This window comes from Streptomyces sp. SGAir0957, assembly GCF_043523415.1.
On record NZ_CP027293.1, the window covers coordinates 5899462 to 5912422 of the forward strand.

Genomic DNA, 12961 nt, shown 5'->3' on the forward strand with positions numbered 1-12961 from the left:
GCCGTCCGTCAGATCAGCGGCGGGCGGCCGAGCCGCGTCATGCGCCACACCGTGCGCCAGCGCATCGGGCGCCGCTCGCCCGCCGATGTCCGCACGCCCTCGACGAAGCCGCCCGCCCACGCGCGCAGGCCGCCGAGCGAGCGCGTACGCAGCAGGGTCAGCAGCGTCCACGTGCCCAGGTAGAGGGGGACGAGGGGGAGCGGGAGGCGGCGGCGGGCCAGCCAGACGCGGTTGCGGGCGGTCATCCGGTAGTAGACGGCGTGCCGCGCCGGGGACGTCTTCGGGTGCTGGAGCAGCAGCGACGGCTCGTAGAGGACCTTCCATCCCGCGTCGAGCGCCCGCCAGGCCAGGTCCGTCTCCTCGTGCGTGAAGAAGAAGTCGGCGGGCCAGTCACCGGTCTCGGCGAGCATGTCCATGGAGAAGGCGTGGCCGCCGCCGAGGAACGCGGTGACCAGGCCGCGCCGCATCGGGTCCTTCGCGCGCAGGCGCGGCACGTGGCGGCGCTGGGTCTCGCCGAGTTCGTCGGCGATACGGAAACCGACGATGCCGAGGCGCGGGTCGGCCGCGTAGAGGCGCTGGATCGTGGAGAAGACGTCGGCGTCGACGAGGAGGCCGTCGTCGTCCAGTTCGACGGCCACGTCCACGTCGCCGAACTCGCGGAGCCGGGCGAGCGCCACGTTCCGGCCGCCGGGGCAGCCGAGGTTGTCGTCGAGCTCGACGTTCGTCACCTCGAAGGGCAGGCCGGTGAACGCGGGCAGCGGCGTGCCGTTTCCGATCATGACGACCCGGGTCGGCGGCGCGTCCTGCTTCGCCACCGACTCCAGGAGCGCGTCCACGTCCTTGGGCCGGTTGCCCATGGTGACGATGGCCACGCCCAAGCGGGGGAGTTCGGTGGTTCGGCGCCTGTCTGTCATGGCGGCGATGGTAGTCGTTCACCTTCGGACGGCTCCGGTCGGCTTCGGGCGACCGGCGGCGGGCCCCGTCAGCTGCCGTCCCGCGGCGCGGCGGGGCCGAGCGAGCGCTCCGCGACCTTCGCTGCGTGCGCGGCGAGCGTCCCGCGCGGGTCCGGGGTCAGGGTGCCGAGCGCGACAAGGGCCGTGACCACGACGTCGCACAGCTCCGCCTCGACGTCCTGCCAGGTGTGGCTCGCGCCCTTGCGCGGGTTCTGGGCGACGGCACCGATGACAGCCTCCGCCACCTCGCCCACCTCCTCCGAGAGCTTCAACATCCGGATCAGCAGGGCCTCTTGCCGCGGCAGCTTGTTGTGGTCGTCCAGCCAGGCGCGGAGCCGGTCGACGGTGGTCCAGAGTTCGTCGTCGTACGGGGGCGCGTCGTTCGTCGTCACGGGGGAGAAGCCTAGGGGGAGGGGCCCCCTCTGAGGGGGGAGGGGCCCCCTCTGACAGTGGGCTTCGGCTCCCGCGTCAGTTCGTGTTCTTGGCCTCCGGCGCTCCCTGTGTCTCCTCCGCCGTCTCGGCCGCCTGCGCCCGCTTGCTGCGCGAGCCGACCACGGCGAGCGTCGCCGCCGCCGCGCCGACGAGCGCGGCCGGCACCATCCAGTGCCGGTCGAGGACGTGGCCGAGCGCGTGGTCGAGGGAGTAGCGGCCCGCCCCCGTCACGGCGAGGCCCGCCGCGACGAAGCCGAGGAAGGCCGGGTACTCGTAGCCGCCGTTCATCGCGAAGAAGCCGTTCGGGGCGTGTACGGCCGCCGCGCCCGCCATGGTCCCGGCCGCCGCGGCGCCGCCCAGCGGGGTCGCGAGGCCGAGGGCGAGGAGCGCGCCGCCGGCTCCCTCGCCGAGCCCGGCCGCGAGGGCGCTGGCCTTGGCGGGGGTGTAGCCCATGGCGTCCATGGCGGCGGCCGTGCCGGAGACGCCGCCCCCGCCGAACCAGCCGAGCAGTTTCTGGGCGCCGTGTGCGGCGAGGACCCCGCCGGTGCCCACGCGCAGCGCGAGAAGGCCCAGGTCACGCCGGGAACGGCAGGGGGAGGACGGTGCGGAGGAGAAGGGACCGGAGATCCGGGAGCGTGTGCAGGTCATGCCCCCACCGTCCGGCAGCCCCGCGCCGCCCACCTCGCGCGCGGGCCCATTCGGGTGGCGGGCGCGGTCGCCCGCCACGGCCGGTGGCGGGCCCAGGGGCGCGGTGCAAGCCTGAACGCATGCCCATGCAGACCGCGAAACTCAGTGATCCGGCCGTCCGCGCCTTCGTCTCGGCGCTGAACGCCCACGACCAGGAAGCCTTCCGCGCGGCGCTCGCGCCCGACGCGACCATGGCGGACGACGGCTCCGACCGTGACCTCGCCGACTGGACCGCCCGCGAGATCTTCGACTCCCACGGTCACATGGAGATCGAGAAGGAGACGGCGGGCGGTCGCTCCCTCGTCGCCAACTACCGCAACGACGCCTGGGGCGAGATGCGCACCAAGTGGACGTTCGACGTGGCGAACGGCAAGGTCGTCCGGTTCGAGACCGGCCAGGCCTGAACACACTTCGCTCTGCGCCGAGTTGACCTCGCGCGCGCTTCAAATCCTGGCGTCACGCGCCATGGACGCCACCACACGCACCCTGGGCCCCAGCGGTATCGAGGTCAGCGCCCTCGACGAGCGCACCAGGACGTTCACCGGCAGCGACGACTCCCCGGCCCAGGGCGCCCTCGCCCACGGCCCGCTCACGCCCGCGGAGCCGGCGCAGGTCGAGCACATCCTGCGCCGGGCGTGAAGGCGTACGGCTACGCGATCGGGACCGCGGCCCCGCTCACCCGCACCCGGGGGTCGCCCTCCCGCAGCGTCACCGTCAGCTCGCCGGGGCGCCCCATGTCGGCGCCCTGATGGAGGGTGAGTTCGGCCGCGTGCGGCACCAGGCCCAGTTCGCGCAGGTACGCGCCGAGCCCGGCGGCGGCCGCCCCGGTGGCGGGGTCCTCGACGACGCCGCCCACGGGGAACGGGTCGCGCACGTGGAAGGTGGCGTCGCCCTCCCGCCACACCAGCTGCACCGTCGTCAGGTCGAGGCGCTGCATCAGGTTCAGGAGCCGGTCGAAGTCGTACCGGAGGTCGGCGAGGCGCTCGCGGGTGGCGGCGGCCAGGACGAGGTGGCGGGCGCCCGCGTAGGCGATCCGGGGCGGGAAGGCCGGGTCGAGGTCGGCCGCGGGCCAGTCGAGCGCGGCCAGCGCCTCGGCGAGGTCGTCGGCGGAGACGTCCTCCACGTGCGGGGCGACGCTCGTGAGGGTCGCGCGCAGCACGCCGTCCACGCGGTCCACGGTGACCGGGACCTCGCCGGCCGGGGTGTGGAACATGTAGTCCCCGGTGCCGTGGAGCTCGGCGAGGGCGACGGCGGTGGCGACCGTGGCGTGGCCGCAGAACGAGACCTCGGCCTTGGGGCTGAAGAACCTGATCGTGTGAACGTTCCGGCCGCTTCCGGCCGGTCCGGGGGTGACGAACGCCGATTCGCTGTACCCGAGTTCGGCGGCGATCTTCAGCATGTCCGCGTCGTCGAGAGCGGAGGCGTCGAGCACGATCCCCGCGGGATTGCCGCCCGCCGGGTCGGTGGCGAAGGCGGTGTAGCGCAGCACGGTGTCGGCTGCAGGAACGGTCGTGTGGTCGGTCATGAGGACATGATGCCGAACGTGCCGGGAGGGGGTGTCCGGATCCAGGACCCGGACACCCCCTCCACCCCCCTCGTAGTGGTCAGTGGCGGTGCGCCGTCAGTGGCAGTTCACCGCGCCCGAACCCCGGCGGGTCCAGGTGCACGAGTCGAGCTGCGAACCGCTCGGCTTGAGCAGGCGGGCCTTGTCGCCGGTGTTGTTCCACACGTACGATCCGCGACCCCAGTAGCGGACGCCCGTGGCGTTGCGGCCCTTGCCGGTGCGGACCTTGACGGTCTTGCCCGCGCCGATCTTGTAGCTGCCGAAGGTGTACGTGTAGCCGGTCCTGTCCTTCAGCTTGTAGCCCTTGAGCTGGATCGCGGAACGGGAGTTGTTGTGGATGTTCACCCACTCCCCGTTCAGCGAGGTGTTGCTGCGGTTGTCCGAACCGGGGCTGTCGAACTGGATGTACCCGAGGTGCAGCCCGCCCTGGTGCGAGGCGGCGGTGGCCGGGGACGCGGCGAACAGCGAGCCGGTCAGGGCGACCGCGGCGAGGGCGGCCGGAGCCGCGGAACGTATACGCAAGATGCACTCCAAATGTGAAGTTCTCGTGGAGAGGAGTTGAGCATACGGGGTGCGGTGTCCGGTTCTGGGGCGGTAGGTGCAATTCCGCTTGTGGAGATTTAGATCTCAAGCACGTAGCCGCTCCGGTTGCCGGCGGCCGGCCCTACCCGCGCCCGATGTAGGGCATGTTGGTGGCGAGGACCGTCGCGAACTGCACATTGGCCTCAAGTGGCAGCTCCGCCATGTGCCGCACCGTGCGCGCCACGTCCGCCACGTCCATCACGGGCTCGGCCGCCGGCTCCCCGTTGGCCTGCGGGATGCCGGACCGCATCCGCTCGGTCATGTCGGTCGCCGCGTTGCCGATGTCGATCTGGCCGCAGGCGATCCGGTACGGACGCCCGTCCAGGGAGAGCGACTTCGTCAGGCCCGTCAGCGCGTGCTTCGTCGCCGTGTACGCGATCGAACGCGGCCGGGGCGTGTGCGCCGAGATCGAGCCGTTGTTGATGATCCGCCCGCCCTGCGGGTCCTGCTCCTTCATCTGCCGGAACGCCGCCTGCGCGCACAGGAACGCCCCGTTGAGGTTGGTGTCGACGACATGCCGCCACGCGTCGTACGCAAGGTCCTCGACGGGCACGCCGCCGGGCCCGAACGTCCCCGCGTTGTTGAAGAGCAGATCGAGCCGCCCGAACCGCTCCCGTACGGCGGCGAACAGGCCCTCCACGTCGCCGGGGTCCGACACGTCCGTGCGGACGGCGAGGGAGTCCGTGCCCGGGGCGAGGGCGGCCGTCTCCTCCAGGGCCCCGGCGCGCCGTCCGGCGAGGGCCACGCGCCAGCCGCCGCGCAGCAGTTCCAGGGCGACGGCCCGGCCGATGCCGGAACCGGCCCCGGTGACCACGGCCGTCCGCGTCGCTGTGCTGCTGTCCGCCTCGGATGTGCGCTGGTCTGATGTGCGCTGATCGTCCATGGGGCCGCAGCGTACGGGCGGTGCGGCCACCGGGAGATCATCGATCCGCCATGTGGCTGTTGTGTACGCGACAGTCGAGCGTCGCCCCGGGCCACTCAAATTCCCCTGACACCGCACGACAGCAGCGCTCAGGGGAGAGGCTCCATGTCGCACGTACCCCAGCACGCACCCGAACTCCGCTCCGCCGCGCAGCACTTGGGCCGGCGTCGCTTCCTCACTGTCGCGGGCGCCGCGGCGGCGCTAGCCTTCAGTGTGAACCTGCCCGCCGCGGGCACCGCGGCCGCCGCCGAGCTGGACGCCCGCAAGGTGACCAGCGACCCCTTCACCCTCGGTGTCGCCTCGGGCGACCCCCTGCCCGGCTCCGTCCTGCTGTGGACGCGCCTCGCACCCACACCGTTCGAGACCGGCGGCGGGCTGCCCGCCGCACGCGTCGAGGTCCGCTGGGAGCTCGCCCACGACGAGCGCTTCCGCCGCGTCGTCAGACGCGGCAGCGCGACCGCGCACCCGGAGTTCGACCACTCCGTGCACGTCGAGGTCGACAACCTCGCGCCCGGCCGCGTCTACTACTACCGCTTCCGCGTCGGCGGCTGGGTCAGCGAGACCGGCCGCACCCGCACCGCGCCCGCCGCCGCGAGCCACGTCTCCGAACTGACGCTGGCCGCCGTCTCCTGCCAGGCGTACCACGACGGCTACTTCACCGCGTACAAGCACCTCGCCGAGGACGACGTCGACGTCGTCTTCCACCTCGGCGACTACCTCTACGAGTACGCGGTCAACTCGGCGGGCGGCGCCCGCAAGTACACCGACCGCGTCCTTCCCGACCTCTTCAACCGGGAGACCGTCACCCTGGAGGACTACCGGCTGCGCTACGCCCTCTACAAGTCCGACCCGGACCTGCGGGCCGCGCACGCCGCACACCCCTTCGTCGTCACCTGGGACGACCACGAGACCGAGAACAACTACGCAGGCGACATCTCCGAGAACGACGACCCGCCGGCCGAGTTCCTGCTGCGCCGCGCCTCCGCGTACCGCGCGTACTGGGAGAACCAGCCGCTGCGCCGCCCCCAGCTGCCCACCGGCCCCGACGCCCGGCTCTACCGCAGGCTCGGCTGGGGCAGCCTCGCCCAGTTCGACATCCTCGACACCCGCCAGTACCGCTCCGACCAGGCGTACGGCGACGGCGCGCACGTGCCGGGGCCCGAGTCGGACGACCCGGCGCGCACCATCACCGGCGCCACGCAGGAGCGCTGGCTCCTCGACGGCTGGCGCCACTCCCGCGCCCTGTGGAACGTCGTCCCGCAGCAGGTCACCTTCGCCGAGCGCAAGCTCGACCTCAACGCCGAGGCGAAGCTGTCCATGGACGCGTGGGACGGGTACCGGGCCTCCCGGCGCCGCGTCCTCGACGGGGTCAAGGCCGCGCGCGTCGAGAACCTCATGGTGCTCACCGGTGACGTCCACGTCGGGTACGCCTTCGACATCAAGGACGACTTCGGCGACCCCGCGTCGCGCACCCTCGGCACCGAGATCGTCGCCACGTCCATCTCCTCCGGGAAGGACGGGGCGGAGCGGCCCACCAACTGGGACACGTACATGCGGGCCAATCCGCACCTGAAGTTCTACAACGGGCGGCGCGGATACGTCACCGTGGATCTGGGGCGGCGTGAGGCGCGGGCCGACTTCAAGACGGTGCCGCTGATCTCCGTGCCCGGGGCGCCGATCAGTACGGCGGCGTCTTTCGTCACCGAGGTCGGAAATCAGGGCCTGCGTCCGGCGTAACGGTTCGTCGGCCGCGGGCCGGTGGGGGCTGGTCGCGCGGTTCCCCGCGCCCCTGAGATGCGCACTTCGTGCGCCATCTCGGGGGCGCGTCAGGTGAAAGGACGCCGGGCCTGTCATCGGGGAAGGCGCGGCGAAGCCGCAGCCTTCAGGGGCGCGGGGAACTGCGCGACCAGCCACGACGTGTGGCGCGCCCGGCGACGGACAGGTCACTCCTCCCCGGGATACCGCACCCCCACAGCCCCCCGCACCCGATCCAGCGTCCGCATCACACCCAGGGAAGACGAGAGCGGCACAAGCGGAGACTCCGTGTCGCCGGCCCGCAACCGCCCCATGACCTCGAGCGCCTCGTGCCGGAGCGAGTCCCGGGGCCCGTCCTCCGGCGCCGCCACGAACTCCTCGGGCTCACGCCCGTCCCGGTGCAGTACGAACCGCTCGGGGTAGAAGAACCCGGCCGGCACGTCGATCCGCCCGCCGGACCCGGTCACGGAAGCCGTCACCCCCGTACCGGAGTTGATCGCACAGTGCAGGAGCGCCTGCGCCCCGCCCGCCCAGGACAGCACCATCCCGGTCTGCAGATCCACGCCCTCCTCGGAGAGCATCGCCCGCGCGGTGACCTCGGAGGGCTCCCCGAGCAGCAGGTGCGCGAACGACACCGGGTACACGCCGAGGTCGAGGGTGGCCCCGCCGCCCTGGGCCGGGTCCCGCAGCCGGTGCGTGGGCGGGAAGGGCCCGGCGAGACCGAAGTCGGCCTGCACGGTGCGGACCTCGCCGATCGCGCCGTCGTCGACGAGCGCCTTGAGCCGCCGGATCAGCGGGTTGCAGTACATCCACATGGCTTCCATCAGGAAGAGGCCGCGCGAGCGCGCGAGCGTGACCAGCTCCTCCGCCTCGCGCGCGTTCAGCGTGAACGCCTTCTCGCAGAGCACCGCGCGCCCGGCCTCCAGACAGAGCCCGGCCGCGGCCCGGTGCGCGGAGTGCGGCGTGGCCACGTAGATCACGTCGAGGGAGTCGTCGGCGGCGAGGGAGGCCCAGTCGCCGTAGGCGCGCTCGATGCCGAACCGTTCGGCGAAGATCTTCGCGGACTCCTCGGTGCGGGAGGCGACGGCCGCGACCTCGGCGTCGGGCAGGTCGAGCAGGGCCCCCGTGAAGGACGCGGCGATCCCGCCCGTCGACAGAATGCCCCACCGCACGCGCTGCGCTGCCATCTCTCGCCCACCTCAGATGTTGGTCTCGACCACTCCGCCGAGCTGAGAGCATAGGTAATCGCACGTACGGCCGGGAGAGACGAAAGGGAACGAGGGGCGACGGGATGGCGGAGAGCGGAAGTACGGGGAGTGCCACGGGCACCACGAAGCCCCCGCAGGTCACCTCGGCGAAGAGCCCAACTCCCGTGCCCGGCGCGGCCGTTCGCACCGGGATCCTCGTCACCCTCGTCCTCGGCGGCCTCACCGCCGTCCCGCCGCTGTCCATGGACATGTACCTCCCGGCGCTGCCCGAGGTCACCGGCGCCCTGCACACCTCCGCCGCCACCGCGCAGCTGACCCTCACCGCGTGCCTGACCGGCATGGCGCTCGGCCAGCTCGTCGTCGGCCCGATGAGCGACAAGTGGGGGCGGCGCAGGCCGCTCATGATCGGCCTGTTCGTCTACGTCGCCGCCACGGCGATCTGCGCCCTCGCGCCGAACGCCGCACTGCTCGTCGCCTTCCGTCTGCTCCAGGGCCTCGCGGGCGCGGCGGGCATCGTCATCGCCCGCGCGGTCGTGCGCGACCTCTACGACGGTGTCGCGATGGCCCGCTTCTTCTCCACCCTGATGCTGATATCGGGCGTCGCCCCGATCGTCGCGCCGCTCATCGGCGGCCAGATCCTGCGCGTCACGGACTGGCGCGGCGTCTTCGTCGTCCTCACCGTCATCGGCATCGCGCTCACCGCGATCGTGGGGAAGTTCCTCCCGGAGACCCTCCCTCCCGAGCGCCGCCACTCGGGCGGCACCGTCGAGGCGCTGCGCACCATGCGCTCCCTGCTCGCCGACCGGGTCTTCACCGGGTACATGATCGCGGGCGGCTTCGCGTTCGCCGCTCTGTTCGCGTACATCAGCGCCTCGCCGTTCGTGATCCAGGAGATCTACGGGGCGTCGCCCCAGACGTTCAGCCTGCTCTTCGGGCTCAACTCGGTCGGACTGATCGCCGTCGGCCAGCTCAACGGCAAGGTGCTCGTCGGCCGCGTCAGCCTCGACAAGGTCCTCGCGGTCGGCCTGGCCCTGATCGTCCTCGCCGCCGCGTTCCTCCTCCTCGTCGCCACGGGCGTGTTCGGCGACCCGGCGGACCTCGGCGTCGTCCCCGTCGCCGCCGGGCTCTTCGTCCTGATGGCGTCGATGGGCCTCGCCACGCCCAACACCAACGCGCTCGCCCTGCTGCGCACCCCGCACGCCGCCGGTTCCGCGTCCGCCCTGCTCGGCACCTCGTCGTTCCTGATCGGCGCGGTCGCCTCGCCGCTGGTCGGCATCGCGGGCGAGCACACGGCCGTGCCGATGGCCCTGGTGCAGCTCTCCTGCGGCCTGGCGGCGGCCGTCGCCTTCGTGGCACTGTGCCGCCCGTGGCAGCACGCGGCCAGATCGACGAAAGAGGTGACGGAGGCCTGAGCGCCCCACGACTGCGCCACGGCACCGCCGAGCGGGCCGGTCTGCGCACCGACCGGATCGCCCGCCTCGTCCGCGACGTGCGCGCGCTTCCCGAAGGACCGCGCCCCTGGTGCGCGGGCGCCGTCCTGCTCGCCGGGCGCGGCCCGGTGCTCGCCGCCGAGGCCGCCACCGGCTGGGCCGTGCGCTACGCGGCGTACGACGAGGAGAGCGACCGGGGCGTGGAGCTGCCGCCCGACGACCGGGTCCCGATGACCCTCGACACCGTCTTCGACCTCGCCTCCCTGACGAAGCTCTTCACCACGATCGCCGCCGTCCAGCAGATCGAGCGCGGCACCCTCGGCATCGACGCCCGGGCCGGCGCCTACCTCCCCGAGTTCACCGCCGCCTCCCGGCACGACCTCACCGTCCGCCAGCTCCTCACCCACACCTCGGGCCTGCGCCCCGAACTCCCGCTGTACGAGGCGCGCGGCGCGGCCGCGCGGCTCGCGCTCCTGCGCGCCGAGGCCCCCTCGGCGCCCGTGGGGGAGTACCTCTACTCCGACCTGAACATGCTGCTGCTCCAGCACCTCCTGGAGCGCCTCACCGGACGCCCGCTCGACACGCTGGTCCGCGACGGCATCACCCGGCCGCTCGGCATGGCCGCCACGTCGTTCGGTCCCCGGCCCGGCGCCGCCGCCACCGAGGACCAGCGCCGCCCCTGGGCGAAGGCCGACCGGGGCATGGTGCGCGGCGAGGTCCACGACGAGAACGCCTGGGCGCTCGGCGGCGTCGCCGGGCACGCGGGCCTCTTCTCCACCGCCTACGACCTGGCGGTGCTGTGCCGCACCCTGCTCAACGGCGGCTCCTACGGCACCGCCCGCATCCTCGGCCCCGACTTCGTCGACCTGATGCTGGCCGCGCCGGGGCTCGGCTTCCGCATCGACCAGCGCTCCTTCATGGGCGAGCTCGCGGGCGCCGGGGCCGCCGGGCACACCGGCTTCACCGGCACCTCCCTGGTCCTGGACCCGGTGAGCGACACATTCCTCGTCCTCCTCGCGAACACGGTCCACCCGCGCCGCCGCCCCGCCGACAACGGCCCCCGCGCTGCGGCGGCGACCCAGCTGGCCCGCGCGGTGACGGGCCCGCCCGGCTCATGAACCAGGACCGGCGGAGCGGCACCTAAAATCGTCCGGGTGAACGCCCCGACCCACCCCACCTCGCACTCCGCGCCCACCGACCCCGCCGGGACCCTGAGCGCCGCGCTCGCCGCGCTCCTCGACGGGCTGCCGCCCACCCAGGCGGCGCGCGCCGTGGACCGGCTCATCGCGAACTACCGGGGCACCACCCCCACCGACGCGCCGATCCTGCGCGACCGGGCGGACGTGGCGGCGTACGCGGCGTACCGGATGCCGGCCACGTTCGAGGCGGTCACCGACAGTCTCGACGCGCTCGCCGCCGCGGCGCCCGCCGACTGGACGCCCTCCGGCCACCTCGACATCGGCGGTGGTACGGGCGCGGCGGTCTGGGCGGCCCGCACGGTATGGCCCGCGCCGCGCCCGACGACGGTCCTCGACTGGTCGGAACCGGCCCTCGCCCTCGGCCGCGAACTGGCCCGCTCCGACGAGCGATTGAAGGCCGACGTCCACTGGGAACGCGCCCGCATCGGCACGGGCGGCCCCCTCGCCCCCACCTCCCTCGTCACGATCTCCTACGTGCTGAAGGAGCTGACGGACGCCGACCGCGCGGCCGTGGTCGACGCCGCCGCCGGGGCCGCGACCGAGGCCGTCGTCGTCATCGAACCCGGCACGCCCGACGGCTACGCCCGGATCATCGAGGCCCGCGACCGCCTGATCGCGGCGGGCTTCCACATCGCGGCCCCCTGCCCGCACAGCGACCGGTGCCCGATCGTCCCCGGCGAGGACTGGTGCCACTTCTCGGCCCGGGTCAGCCGCTCCTCCCTGCACCGCCAGGTCAAGGGCGGGTCGCTGGCGTACGAGGACGAGAAGTTCTCCTACGTGGCAGCGACCCGCTTCCCCCCGTCCCCGGCCCCGTCCCGCGTGGTCCGCCGCCCCCAGATCCGCAAGGGCCAGGTCCTCCTGGACCTGTGCGTACCGGAGGTGGCCCTGACCCGGACGACGGTGACGAAGAAGCACGGGGAGAAGTACAAGCGGGCCCGCAACACCAACTGGGGCGACGCATGGCCCCGTTAGAGGTGGCGCCGCCAGGGGCGCGGGGCTGTATCGATTTGCGGCTCCGCCGCGTGGGCGCGACCAGCCACGATGAACCGTTACCCGCCAACGATCCCCGCGCCCCACGGCGACAAGGCGATCCGGCTCAGCGAAGCTCAAGCGTGCAGCACTTGACGCTCCCACCCCCCTTCAAAAGCTCGGACAAGTCCATAGGAACCGGCACAAAACCCCGCTCCCTCAGCGCCGAGAACAACCCGGCGGCAGCCTGCGGCACAAACACGTGCAGCCCGTCAGACACCGAGTTCAGGCCGAAGGCGATCGCATCGGACTCCGAGGCGATCAGCGCGTCGGGGAACAGCCGCCGCAGCACCCCCTGACTGCCCGCCGAGAACGCGGGCGGGTAGTACATGACCTCGTCGCCCCGGTCGTCGAGGACGGCGAGCGCCGTGTCGAGGTGGTAGAAGCGCGGGTCGACGAGGTCGAGCCCGATGACGGGCCGCCCGAACACCTCCTGCGCCTCGCCGTGCGAGAGGGGCGAGGCCCGGAACCCGCGTCCGGCGAGCACGTAGGAGGCGGTGACGGCGAAGTCCCCCTCGCCTTCGTTGACGTGCTCGGGTTCCCGCACGTCGGCATAGCCGTGGGCCCGGAACCAGGCCAGGTGGGCAGCGGCCTCGCCCGCCCGTTCCGGGTGGGCGAACCGGGCTCCGAGGACCCGCCCGTCGACGACGGTCGCCCCGTTGGCCGCGTAGACCATGTCGGGCAGCCCGGGGAGCGGGTCGAGGAGCTCGACGGTGTGGCCGAGTGAGCGGTACCGGTCGCGCAGGTCCTCCCACTGCGCGACGGCGAGGGGGACGTCGACGGGTTTCGCCGGGTCCATCCACGGATTGATCGAGTAGGTGACCTTGAAGTGTGCCGGTGGGCACATGAGGTAGCGCCGGGGTGTGGCGCGACGTCCGGCGGCACACCCGGGATACGGCTCACGCAATGAGGGCTCCTCACAACCGCAGGGTCTGGTGCGCCCATGGTGCGGTCGGAGGAGCCCTCCGGGCTGTGAACCGAATGGGTGGTTCACGGAGCGGAATCACGAGGTGCGGTCGGCATCGCGCCTCTCCCGCAACTTCCGCAACAACTCCCGCTTCTGCGCCACCGGATCGGCGCCGCCGCTGATCTGTCCGCCACGGCCACCGCCGCGCAGCGCCTTGCGGGAGAGGTTCCGGCGCGTGCCGCCGACGCCCAGCATGCCGCCTGCTCCACCTCGGGTCATGGTCTGCCTCTTCT

At 72.9% G+C, this 12961-nt stretch carries 15 protein-coding genes; 6 read left to right on the forward strand and 9 right to left on the reverse strand.

Going from position 1 to position 12961, the window contains the following annotated elements:
- Positions 1-8: 8 nt before the first annotated feature.
- The 3 genes from C1N81_RS31485 to C1N81_RS31495 form a co-directional block, all read right to left on the reverse strand.
- Positions 9-914 carry a glycosyltransferase family 2 protein gene (locus tag C1N81_RS31485; protein WP_394434688.1) on the reverse strand — a complete coding sequence of 302 codons (906 nt, stop codon included), beginning with the start codon at positions 912-914 and terminating at the stop codon, positions 9-11.
- Positions 915-982: 68 nt separating this feature from the next.
- Entirely contained in the window at positions 983-1345 is a 363-nt protein-coding gene (locus C1N81_RS31490; protein WP_394434689.1) for a MazG-like family protein, read from the reverse strand.
- 76 nt (positions 1346-1421) lie between these two features.
- Positions 1422-2033 carry a DoxX family protein gene (locus C1N81_RS31495; protein ID WP_394434690.1) on the reverse strand — a complete coding sequence of 204 codons (612 nt, stop codon included), beginning with the start codon at positions 2031-2033 and terminating at the stop codon, positions 1422-1424.
- Positions 2034-2152: 119 nt separating this feature from the next.
- Between C1N81_RS31495 and C1N81_RS31500 the strand changes: the two genes are divergently transcribed.
- Both C1N81_RS31500 and C1N81_RS31505 read left to right on the forward strand, forming a co-directional pair.
- Positions 2153-2476, forward strand: a complete 324-nt coding sequence (locus C1N81_RS31500; RefSeq protein WP_394434691.1) for a nuclear transport factor 2 family protein — start codon at positions 2153-2155, stop codon at positions 2474-2476.
- Between the two features lie 61 nt (positions 2477-2537).
- Positions 2538-2711 carry a hypothetical protein gene (locus C1N81_RS31505; RefSeq protein WP_394434692.1) on the forward strand — a complete coding sequence of 58 codons (174 nt, stop codon included), beginning with the start codon at positions 2538-2540 and terminating at the stop codon, positions 2709-2711.
- Between the two features lie 10 nt (positions 2712-2721).
- On the opposite strand, the gene C1N81_RS31510 is transcribed toward C1N81_RS31505, so the two are convergent.
- From C1N81_RS31510 to C1N81_RS31520, 3 genes are all read right to left on the reverse strand, one after another.
- Positions 2722-3597 carry a PhzF family phenazine biosynthesis protein gene (locus C1N81_RS31510; RefSeq protein WP_394434693.1) on the reverse strand — a complete coding sequence of 292 codons (876 nt, stop codon included), beginning with the start codon at positions 3595-3597 and terminating at the stop codon, positions 2722-2724.
- Positions 3598-3693: 96 nt separating this feature from the next.
- Positions 3694-4158, reverse strand: a complete 465-nt coding sequence (locus C1N81_RS31515) for a lamin tail domain-containing protein (protein ID WP_394434694.1) — start codon at positions 4156-4158, stop codon at positions 3694-3696.
- Positions 4159-4300: 142 nt separating this feature from the next.
- Positions 4301-5101 (reverse strand): SDR family oxidoreductase, encoded by an 801-nt coding sequence (locus C1N81_RS31520; protein ID WP_394434695.1) that lies wholly within the window; start codon positions 5099-5101, stop codon positions 4301-4303.
- 144 nt (positions 5102-5245) lie between these two features.
- Here C1N81_RS31520 and C1N81_RS31525 point away from each other — a divergent pair, with 144 nt between their 5' ends.
- Complete coding sequence (locus C1N81_RS31525) at positions 5246-6877, forward strand: alkaline phosphatase D family protein (RefSeq protein WP_394434696.1); 1632 nt, start codon at positions 5246-5248, stop codon at positions 6875-6877.
- Positions 6878-7083: 206 nt separating this feature from the next.
- Here the strand turns inward: C1N81_RS31525 and C1N81_RS31530 are convergent, their stop codons facing one another.
- Positions 7084-8082 (reverse strand): Gfo/Idh/MocA family protein, encoded by a 999-nt coding sequence (locus C1N81_RS31530; protein WP_394434697.1) that lies wholly within the window; start codon positions 8080-8082, stop codon positions 7084-7086.
- 104 nt (positions 8083-8186) lie between these two features.
- On the opposite strand from C1N81_RS31530, the gene C1N81_RS31535 reads away from it, so the two are divergent.
- The 3 genes from C1N81_RS31535 to C1N81_RS31545 are packed head-to-tail and all read left to right on the forward strand — an operon-like array spanning position 8187 to position 11704.
- Positions 8187-9515: a multidrug effflux MFS transporter gene (locus C1N81_RS31535; protein WP_394434698.1), complete on the forward strand. Its 1329-nt coding sequence runs from the start codon at positions 8187-8189 to the stop codon at positions 9513-9515.
- Complete coding sequence (locus tag C1N81_RS31540) at positions 9470-10651, forward strand: serine hydrolase domain-containing protein (protein WP_394434699.1); 1182 nt, start codon at positions 9470-9472, stop codon at positions 10649-10651. Before C1N81_RS31535 ends, C1N81_RS31540 begins: the two co-directional genes overlap by 46 nt.
- A gap of 36 nt (positions 10652-10687) precedes the next feature.
- Complete coding sequence (locus tag C1N81_RS31545; RefSeq protein ID WP_394434700.1) at positions 10688-11704, forward strand: small ribosomal subunit Rsm22 family protein; 1017 nt, start codon at positions 10688-10690, stop codon at positions 11702-11704.
- Between the two features lie 124 nt (positions 11705-11828).
- Here the strand turns inward: C1N81_RS31545 and ddaH are convergent, their stop codons facing one another.
- Complete coding sequence (ddaH, locus tag C1N81_RS31550; protein WP_394434701.1) at positions 11829-12668, reverse strand: dimethylargininase; 840 nt, start codon at positions 12666-12668, stop codon at positions 11829-11831.
- Positions 12669-12764: 96 nt separating this feature from the next.
- Positions 12765-12947, reverse strand: coding sequence for a DUF6243 family protein (locus C1N81_RS31555; protein ID WP_394434702.1), 183 nt, complete (start codon positions 12945-12947; stop codon positions 12765-12767).
- Positions 12948-12961 lie beyond the last annotated feature (14 nt).